The sequence below is a fragment of the Bacillus sp. 7705b genome, assembly GCF_002289525.1.
In the GTDB taxonomy this organism is placed as follows: domain Bacteria; phylum Bacillota; class Bacilli; order Bacillales; family Bacillaceae; genus Bacillus; species Bacillus halotolerans.
The window spans coordinates 140,913-161,910 of record NZ_NSDH01000033.1 but is presented as its reverse complement, the minus strand read 5'-3'; the positions used below and the strand labels follow the sequence as shown (position 1 = coordinate 161,910).

Annotated in this window: 19 protein-coding genes and 1 pseudogene; 13 read left to right on the top strand and 7 right to left on the bottom strand. The window is 48.0% G+C overall.

From position 1 onward, the window contains the following. Window positions 1-137: 137 nt before the first annotated feature. The 5 genes and pseudogenes from CJU60_RS13395 to pucE all read left to right on the top strand — a co-directional run bounded on the left by CJU60_RS13395 (window position 138) and on the right by pucE (window position 5,362). Window positions 138-1,139, top strand: a complete 1,002-nt coding sequence (locus CJU60_RS13395; protein WP_095714014.1) for an XdhC family protein — start codon at window positions 138-140, stop codon at window positions 1,137-1,139. Continuing rightward, window positions 1,136-1,801 (top strand): xanthine dehydrogenase accessory protein PucB, encoded by a 666-nt coding sequence (pucB, locus tag CJU60_RS13390; RefSeq protein WP_095714013.1) that lies wholly within the window; start codon window positions 1,136-1,138, stop codon window positions 1,799-1,801. The genes CJU60_RS13395 and pucB overlap by 4 nt, the downstream gene beginning before the upstream one ends. After that, window positions 1,740-2,573 (top strand): annotated as a pseudogene (gene pucC, locus CJU60_RS13385) (xanthine dehydrogenase subunit C). Before pucB ends, pucC begins: the two are co-directional and overlap by 62 nt. Then, window positions 2,574-4,811 (top strand): xanthine dehydrogenase subunit D, encoded by a 2,238-nt coding sequence (gene pucD / locus CJU60_RS13380; protein WP_095714012.1) that lies wholly within the window; start codon window positions 2,574-2,576, stop codon window positions 4,809-4,811. After that, window positions 4,802-5,362 carry a xanthine dehydrogenase subunit E gene (gene pucE / locus CJU60_RS13375; protein WP_095714011.1) on the top strand — a complete coding sequence of 187 codons (561 nt, stop codon included), beginning with the start codon at window positions 4,802-4,804 and terminating at the stop codon, window positions 5,360-5,362. The genes pucD and pucE overlap by 10 nt, the downstream gene beginning before the upstream one ends. 576 nt (window positions 5,363-5,938) lie before the next feature. Here the strand turns inward: pucE and CJU60_RS13370 are convergent. From CJU60_RS13370 to pucR, 6 genes are all read right to left on the bottom strand, one after another. Beyond that, window positions 5,939-6,016, bottom strand: coding sequence for a YjcZ family sporulation protein (locus tag CJU60_RS13370; RefSeq protein WP_072175780.1), 78 nt, complete (start codon window positions 6,014-6,016; stop codon window positions 5,939-5,941). A gap of 280 nt (window positions 6,017-6,296) precedes the next feature. Then, window positions 6,297-6,650, bottom strand: coding sequence for a hydroxyisourate hydrolase (gene uraH / locus CJU60_RS13365; RefSeq protein ID WP_095714010.1), 354 nt, complete (start codon window positions 6,648-6,650; stop codon window positions 6,297-6,299). Beyond that, window positions 6,650-8,134, bottom strand: coding sequence for a factor-independent urate hydroxylase (pucL, locus tag CJU60_RS13360; protein ID WP_024122744.1), 1,485 nt, complete (start codon window positions 8,132-8,134; stop codon window positions 6,650-6,652). The genes uraH and pucL overlap by 1 nt, the downstream gene beginning before the upstream one ends. Before the next feature lie 14 nt (window positions 8,135-8,148). Continuing rightward, a complete protein-coding gene (locus tag CJU60_RS13355) occupies window positions 8,149-9,441 on the bottom strand; it encodes a nucleobase:cation symporter-2 family protein (RefSeq protein ID WP_095714009.1) in 1,293 nt (430 codons plus the stop codon). 6 nt (window positions 9,442-9,447) lie between these two features. Further along, the gene (locus CJU60_RS13350) at window positions 9,448-10,743 is read right to left on the bottom strand and encodes a nucleobase:cation symporter-2 family protein (RefSeq protein ID WP_483294929.1); all 1,296 of its coding nucleotides are present in this window, start codon (window positions 10,741-10,743) and stop codon (window positions 9,448-9,450) included. Window positions 10,744-10,943: 200 nt separating this feature from the next. Then, window positions 10,944-12,539 carry a purine catabolism transcriptional regulator PucR gene (gene pucR / locus CJU60_RS13345; RefSeq protein ID WP_095714007.1) on the bottom strand — a complete coding sequence of 532 codons (1,596 nt, stop codon included), beginning with the start codon at window positions 12,537-12,539 and terminating at the stop codon, window positions 10,944-10,946. A 180-nt stretch (window positions 12,540-12,719) separates the two neighbouring features. On the opposite strand from pucR, the gene CJU60_RS13340 reads away from it, so the two are divergent. From CJU60_RS13340 to yunB, 7 genes are all read left to right on the top strand, one after another. Next, window positions 12,720-14,063, top strand: a complete 1,344-nt coding sequence (locus CJU60_RS13340; RefSeq protein WP_095714006.1) for an allantoinase — start codon at window positions 12,720-12,722, stop codon at window positions 14,061-14,063. 98 nt (window positions 14,064-14,161) lie between these two features. Next, on the top strand, window positions 14,162-14,509 hold the full coding sequence (locus tag CJU60_RS13335; RefSeq protein ID WP_024122739.1) for a YunG family protein: 348 nt from the start codon (window positions 14,162-14,164) through the stop codon (window positions 14,507-14,509). Window positions 14,510-14,546: 37 nt separating this feature from the next. Continuing rightward, window positions 14,547-15,395: a DUF72 domain-containing protein gene (locus CJU60_RS13330; RefSeq protein WP_095714064.1), complete on the top strand. Its 849-nt coding sequence runs from the start codon at window positions 14,547-14,549 to the stop codon at window positions 15,393-15,395. A 17-nt stretch (window positions 15,396-15,412) separates the two neighbouring features. Continuing rightward, a complete protein-coding gene (locus CJU60_RS13325; protein ID WP_095714005.1) occupies window positions 15,413-16,234 on the top strand; it encodes a sulfite exporter TauE/SafE family protein in 822 nt (273 codons plus the stop codon). A 20-nt stretch (window positions 16,235-16,254) separates the two neighbouring features. After that, a complete protein-coding gene (locus tag CJU60_RS13320) occupies window positions 16,255-17,643 on the top strand; it encodes a bifunctional metallophosphatase/5'-nucleotidase (protein WP_095714004.1) in 1,389 nt (462 codons plus the stop codon). Window positions 17,644-17,707: 64 nt separating this feature from the next. After that, window positions 17,708-18,013: a YunC family protein gene (locus tag CJU60_RS13315; RefSeq protein ID WP_010331750.1), complete on the top strand. Its 306-nt coding sequence runs from the start codon at window positions 17,708-17,710 to the stop codon at window positions 18,011-18,013. Window positions 18,014-18,084: 71 nt separating this feature from the next. After that, window positions 18,085-18,852, top strand: coding sequence for a sporulation protein YunB (gene yunB / locus CJU60_RS13310; protein ID WP_059292623.1), 768 nt, complete (start codon window positions 18,085-18,087; stop codon window positions 18,850-18,852). A gap of 27 nt (window positions 18,853-18,879) precedes the next feature. On the opposite strand, the gene lytH is transcribed toward yunB, so the two are convergent. Next, on the bottom strand, window positions 18,880-19,860 hold the full coding sequence (gene lytH, locus CJU60_RS13305) for an L-Ala--D-Glu endopeptidase (protein WP_095714003.1): 981 nt from the start codon (window positions 19,858-19,860) through the stop codon (window positions 18,880-18,882). A gap of 237 nt (window positions 19,861-20,097) precedes the next feature. Between lytH and lipA the strand changes: the two genes are divergently transcribed. After that, entirely contained in the window at window positions 20,098-20,994 is an 897-nt protein-coding gene (gene lipA, locus CJU60_RS13300) for a lipoyl synthase (RefSeq protein WP_010331747.1), read from the top strand. The last annotated feature ends 4 nt before the right edge of the window (window positions 20,995-20,998 follow it).

The window sequence follows — 20,998 nt, the reverse complement described above, 5'->3', positions numbered from 1 at the left end:
ACAAATCCGTTTTCTCTGTGTTGCATTTTCTGACGGAGCATGAGTCATTTTTTCTTTTTTCATCTATTCTTTATACAAGGCACCTATAAAAATGACGTTTTATTTCTTACAGCAATTTTTGAAAGGGGGATGCGGCATTGGAGTATTTTTACACGATTTTAGATGCGCTTCTGGAAGATCAGGATGAAGCTGTGCTGGCGACCATTGTACAAGTCGAAGGCTCTGCATATCGAAAAGCGGGCGCCACCATGCTCTTTAAGAAAAACGGAGAAAGAATCGGCTTGCTGAGCGGCGGGTGTCTGGAAGAGGATATATCCGAAAGAATCGGTGAACTCGGCGATCAGCTGACGACAGCGCTTATATCCTATGACATGCGGGCTGAAGACGATCTTTCGTGGGGCATGGGAGTCGGCTGCAATGGCGTTATTCATATCTATGCGGAACGAATCTCTCAGGAAAAAAAGCGGTACTATGAAAGAGTAAGAGACTGCCTTCATTCAGGAAAAGCCGTAACAGCCGTTACACAGATTGAATCCCCACAGGCAGGGCGTTATCTGTTTTTGTCAGAGAACGGGTATTTTGGGCACTGGCCGGATGTGCCGCTTCAAGATATTCAACGCACCGCTTCAACGCTTCATGTACCGCATTTTGATCCATCATCAAACATTTTTATTCAGCGTATTGAGCCGAAGCCGCGTCTCATTCTGTTTGGGGCGGGCCCAGATATGATACCGCTCGCCAATTTGGCGGCTGAGACCGGATTTTCTGTCATTGTGACAGATTGGCGGCCTGCATATTGCACAGCCTCTCTTTTTCCAAAAGCAGATCAGCTGATCACTGCCTTTCCGGAGCAGATGCTGAGTGAATTTGAATTTTCGCCTCAGGATTCCGCTGTTGTGGCGACTCACCATTTTCAGCACGATCAAGTCATCGTTGAATCCTTATTTTCTCGAGACCTTCATTATATCGGGCTTCTAGGCTCTGAAAACCGCACGAAACGGCTGCTGAATGGAAAACAGCCGCCCGCGCATTTTTACAGTCCGGTAGGGTTGAAAATCGGCGCGGAAGGCCCAGAGGAAATTGCCGTCAGCATCGTTGCGGAAATCCTTCAAACGCGAAAACGGCTGGCGGTTACATGAGCATTATCGGTGTATTTTTGGCGGCCGGAAAAAGCGAGAGAATGGGCACAAACAAGCTGGCATTGCCGCTAAAAGGAGAAACGATCGGATCGGCTTCATTAAAAACAGCTCTATTATCCCGTCTTGACCATGTGCTGATTGTCGAGAGGACAGAACATGCTTCACTTGAGTGGATCGGGGAGCAATATCAAGCACCGCCTTTTCTGGATCGCTGGAGTTTGCATGTCTGTAAAGAGGCGGAAAAGGGCCAAGGGCATTCCGTCAGCACCGGGGTGAGAATAGCGGAAAGCATGGGGGCAGACGGGGTCGTCATTCTGTTGGGTGACCAGCCGCAGCTTTCTGTCGATCATGTAAATGCCCTGATATCAAGGGCTCATGAAATGTTTGCCGTGTCAGCATCTTTGCGTACGCTCAGTCCGCCTATTTATTTCTCATCCGCCTGTTTTCCATATGTAAAGGAGTTAAAGGGAGATGAGGGTGCCCGCAGGCAGCTGAAAAACGGACAGCTTGGCACTGGAGCGGTGCTGGCAGTGAAAGCGTGCGAGGAACTGGAAGATATTGATACGCCGGAGGAATATGACACTGTCAGGAGGCGAATACATGAACGGACAAGTGACACAAGCGCGAATGAACATTCAATTATGGAAGCCGGAAGCGCTTGATGAGGCATTTTCTCTTTTGGAGCAGCTTGCGCCAGATGTGTGAGCAGCATCGGGCAGCACGCTGCTCCAGCTCCAATGGGACAAAGGAATTCTTCCGAAAACGCATCTCATCAGCCTTGAAGGCATTGATGAGATGAAAGGCATTACCGCTGACGGCACCCATGTGTCGATCGGGGCGCTCACCACGCTGAATGAATGCAGAAAAAACAGCCTCATCAAGCGGGATCTGGCTTGCTTATGTGATGCAGTTTTTGCTGTTGCAGCGCCGGGAATCCGAAGCCGGGCCACAATTGGCGGCAACATAGCGAGTAAAATAGGGGATTTGATTCCGCTTCTGCTTGTGCTTGATGCGGAGCTTATCGTTTATCAGAAGGAGCTTGTCAGGCTGCCGCTTGCTGAATGGATCTCCAGTGAAGAGTATTCACATGGAATCGTGACGCGTGTGATCATCCCGCGTCCAGAGGGAGATCGTGTGTTTTTCCGCAAGCTGGGAAGGCGGCAGGCATTTACTGGAGCGGTTGCTGTGGCGGCAGGACGTTTACTGAAAGACAGTGACATTCGCCTCGCAGCGGGCCATGCCGATATCAGGCCGAAAAGATTAATAGAAAGCGAGGCGAAATGGATGGAGCTTGAATGGGAGGCGCACGAGCTGTACGAAACACTTATCAAGGAGCTGCCGTTTTCAGCCGATGCTTTCGTGTCAGCGGCATACAGAAAAAAAGCGGCTGCCAACGTCATCATGTCCGAGCTGATGTTTGAGGGAGGGGAATAAATGAGCGTAAGCAAACCATCAAGAATAAGGCCAGATGGAAGGGAAAAGGTCACGGGTGAATTGAAGTATATGACTGATCTCACTTTTCCGGGGATGCTGTATGGTAAAATCCTGAGAAGCGCTTGCCCTCATGCGGAAATCGTATCGATTTGCACCAAAAAGGCTGAAGAAATGGAAGGTGTGCGGGCGGTCGTCACCCATAAGGATGTTCCGGGTTTCAACCGTTTTGGGATTGTCATTCCTGACCAGCCGGTTCTATGCGAGGATAGAGTGCGTTATGTCGGAGATGCAGTGGCAGCCGTCGCAGCAGAAACAGAAGACATTGCCGAAGCCGCACTGGAGCTGATTCACGTGGTGTACAGGGAGCTGGAGGTCATTGATTCTCCGGAAAAAGCGCTCCGACCAGATGCGCATATGCTGCACCCGGACGGTAACATCCTTCATCGTACGTTTTTCTCGCACGGCGATGTGGAAGCGGGATTCCAATCGTGTCACACCATCCTTGAAGAAACCTACGAACTGCCGCGGCAGATGCATACGTATATGGAAACGGAAGGGGGCGTAGCTGTTCCGGAACGTGACGGGGGTTTTACGATGTACGCTGGCACTCAGTACGGCTACAAGGACCGTTTTCAGCTTGCCCGCATTTTTGGTATTCCTGAAGAGAAAATTCGGGTTGTGTCGAGTCCGATGGGCGGCTCATTTGGCGGAAAGGATGAGCTGAATATTCAGCCGTATGCCGCGCTTTTAGCCCGTAAAAGCGGATGCCCGGTCAAAATTCATCAGACGAGACAGGAATCTGTACGCTCAGGAATCAAACGCCACCCGATGAAAATCACGATCAAAACAGGGGCTGATCAAACAGGAAAGCTTCTGGCTCATGATGTGAAAATCATTGCCGATACAGGCGCTTACGCCACGCTGGGACCGGCAGTCCTGGATTTTTCTGTTGAGCATGCCGCGGGTCCGTACCGAATTCCGAATATCCGCACTCAAGGGATCTCTGTGTTTACGAACAATGGGGTGGCGGGAGAATTCCGAGGCTTTGGCGGCAATCAAATTACATTTGCGCTTGAAACCCATCTTGATCGCCTCAGCAGCATGCTCCGCATCGACCCACTGGAACTGCGAAGAAAAAATATCAGAAAACCGCATGACCCGGGGCCGCTTGAGCATCGGATTGCGCCCACTGACGGAGCGGCGCAGGTGTTGAACGTCATTTCTGCATCTCCTATTCTCAAAAGAAAACATCAGACGTCTCGTTATAAACGAAGAGGTGTTGGAGCCGCGATTACCATGCACGGGGGCGGGCTTGGCTATGGCCGGATGGATGTCGCAGGAGGGCGCCTTTCCCTTTCAAGTGACGGCAAAATCACGGCTTCATTTGGATTTGAAGAGTGCGGGCAGGGCATACTCGCCGCGATTGAACATATTGTCACCGAAGAGCTGGGCTGTGCGGCGGAGGATATTTCCATTATCATCGGGGATACCGCAAAAGTGCCAAAGTCAGGCTCCTCCACAGCATCCCGCGGCACGAGCATGGTGTGGCACGCGATCCAGCGTTTGAAGAAACCGTTTCTAGCTCAGCTGAAAAAACGTGCCGCACAATTGGTCCCGTGTTTGCCTGAACAACTCATTCTCAGCGCTGGGGGGCTGCGGATGCATAATACAAAGGAGCTGGTGGTGAACTATAAGGAATTGGCAGAAAAAGGTCCTTTGACTGAGGAAACAGCATTCGATTTTCCGACAACGCCTGATCCTGTGGTCGGCGGCCATTTTCTCTACTCATTTGGAGCGGCTGCAGTTGAGGTGGAGGTTGATCTATTAACAGGCGATGTCAGAGTGATAGATTGTGAGCACGCCATTGCGGCAGGTCCGGTTGTCAGTCCGCAGGGCTATCGTGGACAAATCGAAGGCGGCGCTGCTATGGCGCTCGGCTATACGCTGATGGAGGAAGCAAAAATGACGGACGGCCGTTACACGGCGGTGAATTTGGATCAGTATGTAATACCGGGAATCAAAGATGTTCCGGCAATGAAACTGACCGCGATAGAAGAGCTGATGGATGGTGACTCATATGGCCCGCGCGGTGTCGGAGAAATAGGAACGATCGCCATCACCCCGGCGATTGTAAAGGCGGTACATGATGCCGTCGGCTGCTGGGTGAACAAGCTGCCGATTTCGCGTGAAGAGCTGCTTGATGAAATAGACAGAAAGGGGATAAAGCAATGGACGTAAAAGAAGCAGGATCTTTCTCTGCAAGAAAGCAGCGATTCCGAATGAAAGTGAATGGAATAGAGCAGGAGGTTGATGCGGTTCCTACAGCTCGCTTGATTGACCTTCTCCGGACAGAATTCCAGCTGACCGGAACTAAGGTTTCCTGCGGAATCGGCCGTTGCGGAGCATGTTCTGTCCTGCTAGACGGCAAGCTCGCCAATGCGTGTATGACCATGGCATACCAAGCGGACGGCCATTCGATCACAACCATTGAGGGGCTTCAAAAAGAAGAACTGGATATCTGCCAAACCGCTTTCCTGGAGGAAGGAGGCTTCCAATGCGGATATTGCACACCAGGGATGACGATTGCGCTCAAAGCTCTGTTTCAGGAAAACCCGCAACCTACTGACGAAGATATTGAAGAAGGTCTGGCGGGCAATTTGTGCCGGTGTACCGGTTATGGAGGGATTATGCGGTCGGCTTGCAGGATTAGAAAAGAGGTAGCAAGTGGGAAAAGGGAGTCATTGGACTTTTCCCGCAGCTACGGCAAAGCACCGGATATAAAAAAATAAGCGAATCGATAAAGGATAAACTTCAATTACAGATCGTGAAGATGAAATACCTCTTCTCCCTTTACTTTTTGCCTAGTTGTGTTTGATACTAGAAATGGGTAATGTTACAAATTAAGGAAAGAGGGAGAAGAGATGATGAATAACTTAAATTGGTGGAAAATACTTTTACTAACCTTTCTTTGTTCCCTGATTTTTTCTGTCGTCTTTGTCACTGTTCAACGGATTGACTTAATACTCAATCCACCGGAAGTACCTGTTAAATCGATTGAAAAAATAAAATAATTCATTTTGGAGAAAAGGGAATGAAAAAAATTTTTTGTAGGTGCGGAAGAAATCGATCCGATAGAAACTAACAAATCCGTTAACAAGCGTTTCTAAATGGTGGGATTAATTGAAGAGCGTGATCAAGACGCGGCCGCGTTGTGGGAAAACATCTCGCTCTCATCTCATATTGTAATGGAGGACGAGGATTTGTAGCGAGTGTTATATTTCCCTGTCAAAACCTTGTCGCTATAGCAAAACAAACGCCATAAAGAATTCTTATGGCGTCTGACGGATATGGGGTAAGGTGAGTTCTTAATAGCCACCGAAGAAAGAAGTGCCAACGATGATTAATAGGATGAATAGCACCACGATCAAAGGGAATGACCTCATAACTTCACCTCCCTTAAAAGAGGATAGTACATGATATGCTGATGGAGATAACTTGATAGTGATACTAGTTTAATTGATTTTAAATTTTTTTTAGTCTAAGTAGAAATAGAGAACGATAAATTTAATATATAAAAAAGAAACTCGAACTCTCAAATACGAGGTCCGGATGTGGCATAATTCGCGAATCCTCTCACAATAGGGAGGGTCTTTTATTTATGCAGTGATCCAGCAACCCCTAAACATTTGCGGAGCCCGCCTCACCAGCGGGCGGGCTCGTTTCTTAACTCCCTCTATATACCTGATAACCAAACGGGGACAGCAAAAGCGGGATATGATAATCAGCTTCCGGATCAGAAAGATGAAAACGAACTGTTACAATCGTTAAAAACGCCTCAGCCGTGTTCGCTTTCTTTTCCGCAAAGTAATCCCCTGCATGGAATTCCATCACATACTCCCCTGATTTCAGCTCTTCTCCCGCAAGGAGCGGAGCATCGACTCGGCCGTCCTTATTCGTAAAAGTCCCTTTGATAAGAATAAGACTTTTGTCTTCGCACAGCCGCTTCAATTCGATTTTTACGTTTGCCGCGGGTTTGCCGCAGGTTAAATCCAAGATATGTGTTGTCAGCTTTCCCATCAGGCATTCAGGCTCCCTAATGCTTCCCCGGCTTTCCGTCTTTCTTTCTCGGCGTCTTCTCTCGTCACGGTGAACCGCTGGAAACCGAATGGCGGGCGCGGTTCTGTGTAGACTTTTCCTTTTGTGCCCGGAATCTCTTCGACGACTGTATCCCATGTGTGATTTTGAGATCGGAAGCTGACATGCGCGAGCTGCGGGAATCTCGTTAATATTCTGCATCCGATATGATAGATTAAGTTTTGAATGGAGGGCGTTTCGAGCTCGTGAAATACAGTGCTCGCTAAGTCACGGACCTGTTCAGCTGCCACGTAACGGGCTGGATCGGCGGCGTATGCATCTTCCGCGTGTTCATAACGCCAGCTGATATTTAAGTAGACAAAGAGCGGACGATTTCCATCTTCAGGAAGAGTCGTATATTCGTCTCTGATAAAGCCGACGAAGGAGTTCCCGCTCACTTTGACAAGCTGGAGATCTGTGATTTCGCTGTATTGCTCCTTCATCGTTATCGTATCCCCCATTCGTTCTGCTTTGAGCACCGACCGAGCGCGTTCATTGCGCGATCTTCTGAAGACAAGATGACTTGTGCCGAGCTCTTGATCCTCGTATGCAGGCATCGCTTCAAACGGAATGTCTTCGCCTGTCAGAGTGATCGTGTCCATATGTGAATAGGTGTCTAAAAATCTGTGAGCCACATAATGCAAGAAGCCTTCGGTGGTTGTTCCCTCATAGGAAGCGAGGTGGCGCTGAATAAAGTTTTTCATCGAATCCGTAGCCACGATGAGCGTATTATCTCCGTCTGTAAATGACGGCAAAAAGGCATCTCCGCCAATTTCGCATGTCACATCAATGCCGACAACTGTATTGGTTCTGCCCGTAAAAGAAGACTCTGGGATTTTCTTTATGCCTGTGAGCGGTTTTAAAAACGTTCGGTATGCAAACACATTTCCTTTGCCGTAAGACATGGTTCTTTTCATTTGAATCTCTCCTTTTTCTGTAATGATGTCCTCTAAACGAAAGCGAGCGATGCGGTATATTTCCTCAAGAGCCTGCTGGAATTCTGTTTCTGGTTTGTTCTTCAGCCTTGTCAGCAGGGCTTGGCGGATCTCCTGTTTCGTTTTTTCCTTTACCGCTAAAATAAAAGGAAAACCGAAGTTATGATAGTAGTCTTCATTTTGTTTGAGAAATTCCTCGTATTCCTGCTGTTCAAGCTTACTGAGCCCTGCGTTTTGCTGCTCTTTTACAGAGGAAGCGCTCATTGGTTTCTTGGTGCCGAGCCGGGGGTGTTTGCAGATGAGCTCAAGCTGTGTCTTGCGATCCGCAGCTTTGACCAAGCGGGACATTTTTTGATGCAAATCAGAAAGGGAGGAAAATGGGCGGAGTGCCGCGGCCTCCTCCGCAATCCATGCAGAGTGCTCGAAAATAGATCCAAGTGTGTCAGTCAGTGTTTGTCTATCCATTTGATTCAGGTCGTCAATTGTGAACATGAGCCATCTCCCCTTTACGTATTGATTTCTGCGCCATGGGGCTGTTTGCATTGAAAAAAAGTGTTCAATGCGATCGCGGTTAAGCTGCCAATGACAATGCCGCTTCCGGTCAACACGGAAGCTGCTCCCGGGAGAGAGGAAAACAAGGCGGGCACCGTCGTGGCGCCAAGCCCTAAGCTGACAGAAGAAGCAATGATCAGCAGATTGCCTTGTGATTCAAAATCGACGCCGGAAAGCATTTTAATACCGTAAGAAATGACCATGCCGAACATGACAATCATCGCGCCGCCGAGCACTGCATTCGGGATCACGGTCGTCAATGCCGCGGCTTTTGGAATCAGACCGACTGCCATCAGCATAAACCCGGTGATGGCGATGACATTGACACTTTTCATTTTTGAAAGCTGAACGATACCGACATTTTGCGAGAAGGCTGTATAAGGAAACGCGTTCAATAAGCCGCCAAGCACAATCGCAAGCCCTTCCGCACGGTAGCCTTTCTCAAGATCTTTCTCTGTTAGTTTCCGGTTTGTCATATCGGATAGAGCAAAGTAAACACCCGTTGATTCAACAAGGCTGACAATCGCAACCAATAGCATGGTGAGAATGGCGGGCAGCTCAAAGGTTGGCGTGCCGAAATAAAATATAGAAGGAACATGAACCCAGGACGCCTCCGCGACCTCAGAAAAATCGACTTTTCCCATAAAGAAAGCGGCTGCCGTTCCAGCTGCAAGGCCGAGCAAAATCGCAATGGAGCGGATAAACCCTCTAAAGAAATAAAACAGCACTAAAATAAAGGCTGTAACGGCAAAGCCAAGGAGCACGTTGCCTAGTGAGCCGAAGTCTTTGCTGCCTTCGCCGCCGGCCAGGTTATTCATCGCCGTCGGAATCAGGCTGATGCCGATAATCATAACGACTGAGCCGGTTACGACCGGCGGGAAAAAACGGACAAGCTTCCCGAAGAAGCCCGCGGCTAAAACGACAATCAGCCCGGCTGCGATAATCGAACCGTAAATCGCTGAGACACCGTATGTGCTGCCAATAGAAATCATCGGGCCGACTGCAGTAAACGTACAGCCGAGCACAACAGGAAGGCCGATGCCGAAATAGCGGTTTTTCCAGAGCTGTAACAGAGTCGCAGCCCCGCACATAAACAAATCAATGGCAATTAAATACGTCAGCTGGCCCGCATTGAGCCCGATCGCAGCTCCGACGATCAGAGGGACGAGAATGGCTCCCGCGTACATCGCCAGCATATGCTGAAGCCCAAGCATCAAAAGCTGAAAGGAATGATACTGTTCCTTCATCTCTATTTACACCTCTTTTTCTAAAACGAGTGTGTTTTCTAATACAGGCTGTTTTTCCTTCTGAACGGTTTTTTCCTTTCTGTCGCGCAAACTGAAGAATAGGTTTAAAAAGATCGCAGTCAGGCTTCCTGTGATCATGCCGTCACTGACCAGAATGCGGATCGGAGCGGGAAACTCTGTGAAAATCGCCGGTACAGTGCTGGCGCCGATACCGAGTGCGATTGAGCAGGCGATGGTCAGCAGATGATATTGGTTTTTCAGATCCACTGTACTGAGCATTTTTACTCCGGAGGCGATAACCATGCCGAACATGACAACGGTTGCGCCGCCGAGTACAGCCGCGGGAACGGAGGAAGCAAGAGCGGCAACCTTAGGAATCAGCCCAAGGAAAAGAAGGATACAGCCCGCGGTGACGACGACATTTCTCGTTTTCACCTTTGTCAGCTGCAATAATCCGGCGTTTTGTGCAAATGTATTATAGGGAAAGGCGTTGAACAGCCCGCCTATCATAATGGCGATTCCTTCCGCCCGATAGCCTTTGACCAGATCTTTTTCGGTTAGAGGCCGGCCGCATATCTTTCCGATGGCGTAAAAAACGCCGGTTGATTCAACAATAATGACAATTCCGACGATCAGCATCGTGATGATCGGACCGATTTCAAAAGATGGAGCGCCGAAGTAAAACGGCTTCGGGATTTGAAAGAAAGGGGCTTCAGATACAGATGAAAAGCTGACCTTGCCCATGACGGCAGCCGCCGCAGTACCCGCAGCAATCCCAATCAGAACGGAAAGCGTTCGGGCAAACCCTTTGAGAAAGCGGTTGAGGACTAAGATCAGGATAAGGACGCTGACAGAAAGAAGAAGATTTTCGAGCGAACCGTACTCGGGATTGGCGCTGCCGTTTGCTTTTTCTCCGCCAGCCATATTTTTCACACCTGTCGGAACAAGAGAAAGACCAATCAAGGTGACAACAGTTCCTGTTACGACAGGAGGGAATAACACGGTCAGCTTGCCGAAGAAACGGGCACACAAGAAGATCAAGACACCGGCTGCGATGATTGAACCGTAAATCGCTGAAATGCCGTAATTTGCACCAATTGCAACCATCGGGGTGACGGCCACGAACGAGCTGCCGAGCATGACGGGAAGCCCAATGCCGATGTGCGTTCCTCGCCAGGTTTGCAAAAGCGTCGCGGCTCCGCACGTTAACAGGTCAATCGCCAATAGGTAAGACAGCTGTTCCGACGTTACATTCAGCGCTCTGCCGACAAGCAGAGGCACCAAAATCGCACCTGCGTACATGGCCAGCACATGCTGCAGGCCAAGAGTGAACACTGCAAACGGTTTTTGTTTCACTACAGTCCCTCCTTTTACATGTGAACTTTAGTAACATGATAGCGTGCCGTTTGCGGGATGTCATTGGATACAGTAGCTGAAAAATAGGAGCGTTATTGCTGAAAGTAACGAAAAGCCATTTCTTTTGTAACATCATGTGACAAATGCTAGCTAATCAGCCGCTGCATCCGCAAGGCAAGCCGCAACCGCATTGTCGTTTCGGGATCTTTTAAGCTTTTGCCCAGTAATTCTTCACATTTTTCGAGGCGGTAGATGACCGTATTGCGATGCACGTACAAACGTTTTGCCGTCTCGGAAATCTGGCAGTGTGTCTCTAGATAGACAGACAGTGTATGAAGCAGGCTTTGATCCTCCTGCTGCTTTTCAGCCAGGCTTTGAAGAGTGGAATTGTAAAATTTCTTCAAATCCTCAACCGGAAGCAGGCGGAGCAACTCAGGTACATCTTTCGCGTGATACACTTGGATAAACTCCGTGCTTCTTGATAAATGCCCTGATTGGAGAGCGTCAGACGCTTCTGTGAAAGCGTCCGGAACATCGATCAGCTTTTGGCAAATGTTGCTGATGCCAAAGGACAATGTCCGTTTAAATTGGGTTTTGACCTGTGTTTGGAACTGCTCTAAAAAGCTGATCACCGAGGCGTGCATTTCACTCCAGCTGTCTGTCGCCTCGATCAGCAGAATGCCGACATTTCCTTTAATAAAGAGGTGAGGCGGGAATGGGAAGGCAGACAATTCGCCTTCGAGAAATTCAAATACACTGTCAGAGGCCAGCTGATTTTCAGTAAAGCTGATCGATCTGTCATTCCGGTCGAGCTTTCCGGCGATGCACATATATTTTTGATCCCAGCTGAGCTTAAACTCTTTTGCCCGGTTTTTAATTTCGTCGTCTGAAGAGAACGACCGCTCGATAAAATTACTGAAAAATTCATTCCGCGCCCGCCGGCTGTATTGCTTTAGCGCGTTTTCCTTCAGCAGCTCAAAGGAAATCACGTTCGCAGCCTGTTCAATGGTGAGAATCAATCCTTTATCAGCGGCTTGGACCATTTCCGGTATAAGCAGGTAGCCGCAGCTTTTTTCGTGATTATAGATAGGAAGGACAGAATATGTTTTCTGATTTGAGATCGAAGAAAAACAAGTGAAAAACGGCCCGGACACGGTGTGCAGCGTGCTTTTGAGCTTTTCGGTTTCAAATGAAATCTGATGAGATGCAGAAAGCATTTTGGCATGCTGGTCAAGGAGCAGCACGGGAAGATGAAGGAGGTCTGATACCTTTTTGAGCAGAGATTGCAATCCCTTGCCGCTCATAATGTGGTTTGTGAATTTCTTATGTGCGTAAATGGCTTGCTGAAGCTCGTTTGAACGCATATCAAGAATATGGCTCAGCGTGGCGTTGACAATGTCTCCGAGGCGTATATGCTCAGGGAGCTCAATGATCGGAAACGCGTGTGAATCGGCGAGGTCAATGATTTCTTTCGGGATATCCTCAAGGTAGCGTTTTGTTTTAATGCCGAGACCGGCACAGCCGCGTTTTGCCATTTGCCGAATCAGCTCTGATAACTGGTGAGGATTGTCCTTCAGGTGATACGCGGTGGTGACGAGCAGCTCGTCTTTATGCAGAAAATCCGCGATATCAGGAGCATCCATCATGTTGACATGCTGAACCTCTCTTTCTCCCCCTGCTTTGCCCGCAATTAAAACTGCATTTTCGTAAGCCGGTATTTTCATCACATCAAAAATATTCATAGCTCATTCTCCTTTTCTCACAAAAAGTAACCATTGGTTAAGATGAATAAATTTCATTATTAATTCTAGCTGTTTTGCTGATGTAATACGATTATAGTAACAGTAAAATGTTGAAAATAGACTGATTGTGTTACATAAACTGACATAAAAATTCATCATCCTTACAGGGGAGGGTTCAGTATGGCTTACGATTTAGTAATAAAAGGAGCAAAGGCAGTCACGCCGGATGGTGTTAAAGAAGCTGATATTGCAATGAAAAACGGGACTATTGCCAAGATCGGTTCTGCAATTGAAGCAGAGGGGACACCAGTTGTGGAGGCTAGCGGGCAATATATTTTTCCGGGTTCGATCGATTGCCATGTTCATTTCAACGAACCGGGCAGAGAGGATTGGGAAGGGTTTGAAACAGGCTCACAGATGATGGCCGCAGGCGGCTGCACCACTTATTTTGATATGCCGCTGAACTGCATTCCATCCACGGTGACGGCTGAAAACCTTGTCGCAAAAGCTGAAATCGGCAGGCAAAAATCGGTGGTGGATTTTGCGTTATGGGGCGGCCTTGTGCCCGGTCATATTGATGACATACATCCGATGGCTGAAGCGGGTGCGATAGGATTTAAAGCATTTTTATCAAAATCAGGCACAGAGGAGTTTCGCTCTGTTGATGAACGGACCTTGCTCAAAGGCATGAAAGAAATCGCGGCAGCAGGAAAAATCCTTGCTCTTCACGCAGAAAGCGATGCGATCACAAGCTTTTTGCAGATGGAATGGGCGAATAAAGGGAAAGTGAATGCGGATGCATACGCGGCCTCTCGCCCGGAGGAAGCCGAAGCTGAAGCGGTGTATCGCACGATTCAGTATGCGAAAGTGACGGGCTGTCCGGTTCATTTTGTCCATATCAGCACGGCGAAAGCGGTTCGGCTGATTAGAGAGGCGAAACGGGAAGGGCTTGATGTTTCGGTCGAAACATGCCCGCATTATGTTTTGTTCAGCCATGACGATTTACGCGAAAGGGGTTCTGTCGCAAAATGCGCCCCTCCGCTCAGATCGCAGCCATCAAAAGAGGCGTTAATTGATACGCTGACCGCGGGGGATATTGACATGGTGTCCTCGGACCACTCCCCCTGCCGTCCTTCTCTGAAGCGGGAGGATAATATGTTTTTGTCATGGGGCGGAATCAGCGGCGGTCAGTTTACTTTATTGGCCATGCTTGAACTGGCCCTTGAGCGGGACATTCCATTTGAAACCATTGCTGAATGGACAGCGGGGGCACCCGCGAAGCGGTTCGGCCTTCAGCAAAAAGGGCGGCTTGAAGAGGGACGGGACGCGGATCTCGTTCTCGTCAGCGTGGAGCCGTACACAGTCACAACAGAAACGATGTTTGCAAAACATAAGCAGAGCATTTATGAAGGACATACTTTCCCCTGCCGCATCTCGGCCACCTACAGCAGAGGACGGAGCGTGTACAGTGATGGGGAGAAAGCAGACAGCGGAATTGAGGGAGCATTGGTCGTTCCTTCGTAAGCCCGGCAGATTGAATTCTGCCGGTTTTTTTATGTCAGTGACTTTGGTTTTTAAAAATCAATCATCGTGGTATCTTTTTAAAAAGGGGGCTTTCGATGATGGAACACATCAAACACATACTAAATCAATCATGGTCGCTGCATACGAGTTCCAAATGGACGAAAGAATGCCCGGCATGCGGCCAATGCGGCGTGACGGCATTGGTGATACAGGAGCAATTCGGGGGCGATATTTTCAAAACAAAGGTCGGTGGGAGCTGGCATTTTTATAACAGCATAAATGGGGCTGTGTATGACTTTACGAGTGAACAGTTTCAGGAGCCTATTGAGTACCAAAATATCCCTTCCTCAAGAGAGGAGGCGTTTTTGGATACCAATGAGGAACAATATCAGCATCTGCGCTCAGCGTTTTTCCGCAATATGAACAGCATTTCCGAGGAAACCTGAAAACGCGTGTGATAAACTGGAAGAGAGGTGAATGATTGTGATTTATATCGGACTGACGGGATGGGGGGATCATGACAGCATTTATCCGCCGAAAACGGCCAGCCAGAAAAAATTGCAGGCCTATTCCTCCCATTTTCCGATCGTGGAATTAGACGCGAGCTTTTACGCGATTCAGCCGGCGCGCAACAATGAAAAGTGGGTGAAGGAAACACCGGAAACCTTCCAATTTATCATTAAAGCGTATCAGGGCATGACGGGGCATCAGCGCGGCGACATTCCGTTTGACTCCATAGAGGAGATGTTTGATGCTTTTAAGCTGTCCTTAACGCCATATTTACATAGCAATAAGCTCGCCATGGTGCTGTTTCAATTTCCGCCGTGGTTTGACTGCAAGAAAGAAAATGTCGCTTATTTAAGATGGTGCAAAAATCAAATGGGCGATATTCCTTGCGCGCTTGAGTTCAGAAACCGCTCCTGGTTTTCGCCGCCATTTTATGAGCAGACGCTTTCCTTTATGAAAGCGGAAGGCTGGATTCACGGCGTATGTGATGAACCGCAAATCGGCGATGGAAGCGTCCCGACTGTGTTGCGGGCGACCGATGAAAACAAAACGCTCGTCAGGTTTCACGGACGCAATAAGCAGGGCTGGATGAAGCCTGATGGCGGGAAAAACTGGCGTGAGGTCAGATATTTATACCGCTATAACAAACAGGAGCTGGAAGACTGGAAAAAGCATCTGAATGAATTGCAGCAGCAGTGTAAAGATGTATTTGTCCTGTTCAACAACAATTCCGGCGGAGACGCCGCGGATAACGGCAAGCAGATGCTTGAACTGCTTGATATCGAGTACTCCGGACTTTCTCCGAGACAGCTCGATTTATTTTAGAAAAGAGGTTTTGATTGATGTCGTTTGTGATTTTGATCGTACTTGGATTTATTGCGGGTACGGTAGGAAGTTTGATTGGACTCGGCGGCGGGATTGTCATCGTTCCGGCCATGATGTTTTTAAGCACGGTGACGCCGTATTTTCAGGATGTGACGCCGCAGGTCGCCATCGGGACTTCGCTTCTGGTCATTATTTTTACGGGTCTTTCCTCAACTTTGGCTTATATTAAATATAAAACGGTTGATTATAAAAGCGGGCTCATTTTCTTTATCGGTTCAGGTCCCGGCAGCATTATTGGGGCTTACGTGTCAAAGCTTTTTAATTCAAACTCGTTTTCCATTTGGTTTGGCATATTTATGATTCTTATTTCATTATCCTTAATGCTGAAAGCGAAGGCGCGGCCGGTAAACAAAGAGCACAGAGGAATAATACGGACTTTTCAGGATGATGCCGGAGAGCCCTATACTTACTCGTATCAGGCATCTGTCGGGATTGCCATCGCCTTTGTTGTCGGCTTTTTAGGCGGGCTCTTTGGAATAGGCGGCGGCTCGCTGATGGTTCCGGCCATGATGCTGTTATTTCTGTTCCCGCCAAAGGTTGCGGTGGCAACGTCCATGTTCATTATTTTCCTGTCCTCTATGACAGGATCTGTTTCACATATCATGTCCGGGCATGTGAATTGGCTGTATGCCCTCGCACTTGTGCCCGGCGCTTGGTTCGGCGGAAGGCTTGGCGCCGCCATCAACCGAAAAATGCAGACGAAAACGATCGTTATGATTATGCGGATCGTATTAATTTTGATCGGCTGCCAGCTCATTTATGAAGGCATTTTCAGCTGAACGATTAGGGAGAGAATGGTATGAAAGAGAAGCTCCGCTTATATCACACAAATGATTTGCACAGCCATTTTGAAAATTGGCCAAAAATAACAGATTATATTGAGCAAAAAAGAAAAGAACATCAGTTGCACAGCGAAGAGACGCTCGTTTTTGATATTGGTGATCATATTGATCGTTTTCATTTTGTGACAGAGGCGACTTTCGGAAAAGCGAATGTAGACCTCTTAAACCGTCTTCAAATTGATGGAGCGGCTATCGGCAATAACGAGGGGATTACCCTTCCTCATGAAGAACTTGCTTCTTTATATGATCATGCCGATTTTCCCGTTATCGTCTCTAATCTGTATGACAAAAATGGAAACCGGCCGTCCTGGGCGGTTCCTTACCATATCAAAACCTTGGGAAACGGCATGACCATCGCTTTGTTAGGTGTAACGGTGCCGTATTATCCCGTATATGACAAGCTGGAATGGACGGTTACTGATGCGCTCGAAAGTATAAAAGAAACCATACAGGAAGTGAAAGGGCAGGCTGATATCATCGTTCTCCTGTCGCATTTGGGAATTCTTGACGATCAAGCGGTTGCTGAAGCAGTTCCGGAGATAGACATTATCCTCGAGTCTCATACTCACCATCTGCTTGAAAATGGACAGATGGTCAACGGCGTATTGCTTGCCAGCGCTGAGAAATATGGAAACTATGTCGGCTGTGTAGACATCACGATGGACACTGAAAAGCGAAAAATCATCAGCAAAACAGCGTCTGTTCAAAACATGGCGGAATGGACAGGGGAATCGGCGGAAACCAAAGCATTTCTCGAGGAAAAAGAACGTGAAGCCGAGGGGAAGCTGTCCGTTGCCGTTGCGGAGCTTGCGCAAGATGCTGAAGTCAAGTGGTTTGAAGAATCCGATCTGCCTTTACTTCTGGCATATGCGTTAAAGGAATGGTGCGGAGCCGACATCAGCATGGTGAATTCCGGCGTCATCCTCGGACCGCTTAAAGCCGGCCCGGTGACCAAGCTTGACCTGCACCGCATCTGCCCTCACCCCATCAACCCGGTTACTGTCCGCCTGACGGGAGAGGAACTGAAGGAAACGATTGTTCATGCCGCTTCGGAACAGATGGAGCAGCTTCGAATTAAAGGATTGGGCTTCCGGGGAGAAGTGATGGGAAAAATGGTGTACGCGGGTGTCGATGTCGAAACAAAACGGCTGGACGATGGGATGACGCACGTCACCCGGATTACGCTGAACGGAGATGACATAGATAAAAATAAACAATACGCTGTGGCCGTGCTTGACATGTTTACGCTCGGCAGGCTGTTTCCAATCATCCGCGACGCCGGGGTAAAAGAATATTTTATGCCGGAGTTTTTGCGGGATCTGCTTGCCTGGAAGCTTGCACAATAAGGAGGTCAGCCCACAACAAGCCGTGTCCTTCATCATAAAGTGATGAAGGAAGGGAGTGGTTGACGTGGTAAATCTGACACCGATTATGATCGAAGGACAGCCTTTTACAGCTGTAACAGTAAAGCTTCCAAAAACAAATTTCATGGCAGTTTCCAATGATCACGGATACATTATGTGCGGCGCGCTTGATGTGGCGCTGCTGAATGAAAAATTAAAGGAGCGTGGAATTGTGGCGGGACGGGCGGTTGGTGTGCGAACAATTGACCAGCTGTTAGACGCCCCTTTAGAATCCGTCACATATGCCGCAGAAGATCTTGGCATTCATGCCGGCATGAGCGGCAGAGAAGCGCTTTTAAAAATGGTGAAATAAAATAAATTGGCCCGGCTATTACTATGTCCCCCCTTACAAGCATACATTGTGATATGTAAGGGGGGATTTTCTTGCCAAGATATCGCGGCCCTCTTCGCAAGAGAGGACCTTTGCCTTTCCGGTACGTGCTGCTGCTGTCACTCGTATTTTTTATCATATCAACAACAGTCAGCCTTTGGATTATCAACGGCTCGATTAAACCGGTATTAATGAGCATCGGTGAAATGGAAACGAAGCGTGTGGCAACAGAGGTGATTCAGGATTCGATTGAGGATTATATGTCTGACAGCGAAAATATGAAAGATATGTTTCAAATGAATTCTGATGAAAACGGAAATTTAACGACAATCGATTTTAATACACAGATTATAAACAGTGTGAAAACAAAGGTGACAAAACAGCTTCAGTCTCATTTGAAAGAGATGGAAACCCACACCGGACACAGCGGCGCCAGTGAAAATATTATGATCAACATCCCATTGGGACAGGTGACAGGAAACAGCCTTCTTGGAAACCTCGGCCCGAAAATCCCGGTCCGGTTTAATTTGATCGGTGACGCCTTTACGGACGTCAAAACAAAAATAAAGCCATACGGCATTAATAACGCACTTATTGATATCAGCATCTTCGTAGAAATTAAAGTGAAGGTCATCATCCCGTTCGCAAGCAAAACGGCCGTGGTCACCAATAATGTTCCTGTATCAATTAAAGCAGTGCAGGGCGAAGTGCCGCAATTTTATAACGGAAGCGGCGGTTCAGGTGTTACGCCTTCTGTCCAGCTTCCAAGCAGCAAAGAAGAAGACAGCCATGATTCAAAAAATGAAAAAAACAGCAAATAAAGCCGCCTTTTCATGAGGCGGCTTTCATCATTTCTTTTTCTTGTACTCATAGCGCTCCCAAGCTCTCAAATGAGGATAAGGATCAAACGACCATTCAGTTTTTCCATTATCCTTATACATGCCATAGTGCAGGTGCGGCGGAAATTTTCCGGCCGTGCCAGGCGGGCCGTATCCTGAGCTGCCCACTGACCCGATCACTTGACCGGGCTCAACGATCTGCCCTGTTTTAATGCCTTTTGCAAACCCATTGAGATGGGCGAAATAATGATACGTATTGTTAATATCTCTGATGCCGATTCTCCATCCTCCAAAGCGGTTCCAGCCTTTCATTTCAATGACGCCGTAACAGGTGGATTTAACAGGAAGGCCATAGTGGGCAAAGAGATCTGTTCCTTCATGAATCCGCCTTCCCCCAAAGCCGCGGGCGTCTCCCCACGTGCTGCGGTAGCTGTAATCCGTTCTGATCGGAAGCGGAAACGCATGCTCGCCCAAATCAATATGACCGTAAGCCTTAAACAGCTTCATGAACTCGGATATGATTCCCACCGTTTGATCACGGCGGTAATAATTCCAGAGCCCAATGCGGATATTCTCCTCATCTGTGCCGTATGACAGCAGATATTGTGCGAATGTATACAGAATGTCTTCATCATTGCTGACCTCGGCTTTCCCGTCGCCGTCACCGTCCATTCCGATTCCGTCAAACACTTTTATGCTTAACGGCGCATCGTCTTTCGGATTCGGGTTTTCTGGTCCGCTCCAGATCTCATCCGGTACATAGATGCTGATGATTCCCGTTTTTTCAGGCAGATCCTTTCTGTTGCTCCGCACATTCTCCTCGTATTGATCAACAGCGGCAAGCGCATACCAAGGAATCTGCGTTACAGCCTCGACTTTATGATATAATTCCATCCGTTTGGAAAGCACCGGATCTGAAAGCTCTTTTCCAGACGCATAAGGTTCAAATGCAAACAAAAGGAGAAGAAGGGCAGATAACACAACTTTCACAAAATAATCTCCTTTCAATATTGAATACACATAGTTTGCGGCAACCCGGCGAGAAAATGTCAGTAATCATCTTCCCTTGTCGAGAAATTTTTCCTATGTTAAAGTGTCTAAAGAAAAGACTTTCTTTAGTTAGAAAAACATTATTTTTGTTGCAGAAATGAAAAAACTGCACCTATCTCGTTTTCAGAATGTTTCGTGTCAGAAATTGAGTATATTGGATATTGGAGATGATGGGAATTGGCAAAGAAAGACGAACACCTCAGAAAGCCCGAATGGCTCAAAATCAAATTAAATACAAATGAAAATTATACAGGACTCAAAAAACTCATGCGGGAAAACAATCTGCACACCGTATGTGAAGAAGCAAAATGTCCGAATATTCATGAATGCTGGGCAGTGAGACGTACAGCGACATTTATGATCTTAGGATCCGTTTGTACGAGAGCGTGCCGTTTCTGCGCAGTCAAAACGGGCCTTCCGACTGAGCTTGACCTGCAAGAGCCGGAACGCGTAGCAGATTCCGTCGCTCTGATGAATCTGAAACACGCGGTTATCACAGCTGTTGCGCGTGATGACCAAAAAGACGGCGGTGCGGGTATTTTCGCGGAAACTGTCCGTGCAATCCGCAGAAAAAGCCCGTTCACAACGATTGAGGTGCTTCCGTCAGATATGGGCGGAAACTATGATAACTTAAAAACGTTAATGGATACGCGCCCTGACATCCTGAATCACAATATCGAAACGGTTCGCCGCCTGACGCCAAGAGTCCGCGCGCGTGCGACGTACGACCGTTCGTTGGAATTTTTGCGCCGCGCGAAAGAAATGCAGCCTGACATCCCGACAAAATCAAGCATCATGATCGGACTCGGTGAAACGAAAGAAGAAATTATCGAAGTGATGGACGACCTCTTGGCAAACAATGTTGATATTATGGCAATAGGCCAATATCTGCAGCCGTCGAAGAAGCACTTAAAAGTCCAAAAATATTATCACCCTGATGAATTTGCAGAATTGAAGGAAATCGCGATGCAAAAAGGCTTCAGCCACTGTGAAGCCGGTCCGCTTGTCCGTTCCTCCTACCATGCGGATGAACAGGTTAACGAAGCATCTAAAAAACGCCAAGCGCAAGCATAATGCC

What these genes read in the sequence shown, in the direction of transcription:
- pucB (WP_095714013.1), top strand. Translation starts at nt 1,136, where the DNA reads ATGAGCATTATCGGTGTATTTTTGGCGGCCGGAAAAAGCGAGAGAATG.
- pucD (WP_095714012.1), top strand. Translation starts at nt 2,574, where the DNA reads ATGAGCGTAAGCAAACCATCAAGAATAAGGCCAGATGGAAGGGAAAAG.
- pucE (WP_095714011.1), top strand. Translation starts at nt 4,802, where the DNA reads ATGGACGTAAAAGAAGCAGGATCTTTCTCTGCAAGAAAGCAGCGATTC.
- CJU60_RS13370 (WP_072175780.1), bottom strand. Translation starts at nt 6,016, where the DNA reads ATGAGGTCATTCCCTTTGATCGTGGTGCTATTCATCCTATTAATCATC.
- uraH (WP_095714010.1), bottom strand. Translation starts at nt 6,650, where the DNA reads ATGGGAAAGCTGACAACACATATCTTGGATTTAACCTGCGGCAAACCC.
- pucL (WP_024122744.1), bottom strand. Translation starts at nt 8,134, where the DNA reads ATGTTCACAATTGACGACCTGAATCAAATGGATAGACAAACACTGACT.
- CJU60_RS13355 (WP_095714009.1), bottom strand. Translation starts at nt 9,441, where the DNA reads ATGAAGGAACAGTATCATTCCTTTCAGCTTTTGATGCTTGGGCTTCAG.
- CJU60_RS13350 (WP_483294929.1), bottom strand. Translation starts at nt 10,743, where the DNA reads ATGTACGCAGGTGCGATTTTGGTGCCTCTGCTTGTCGGCAGAGCGCTG.
- pucR (WP_095714007.1), bottom strand. Translation starts at nt 12,539, where the DNA reads ATGAATATTTTTGATGTGATGAAAATACCGGCTTACGAAAATGCAGTT.
- CJU60_RS13340 (WP_095714006.1), top strand. Translation starts at nt 12,720, where the DNA reads ATGGCTTACGATTTAGTAATAAAAGGAGCAAAGGCAGTCACGCCGGAT.
- CJU60_RS13335 (WP_024122739.1), top strand. Translation starts at nt 14,162, where the DNA reads ATGGAACACATCAAACACATACTAAATCAATCATGGTCGCTGCATACG.
- CJU60_RS13325 (WP_095714005.1), top strand. Translation starts at nt 15,413, where the DNA reads ATGTCGTTTGTGATTTTGATCGTACTTGGATTTATTGCGGGTACGGTA.
- CJU60_RS13320 (WP_095714004.1), top strand. Translation starts at nt 16,255, where the DNA reads ATGAAAGAGAAGCTCCGCTTATATCACACAAATGATTTGCACAGCCAT.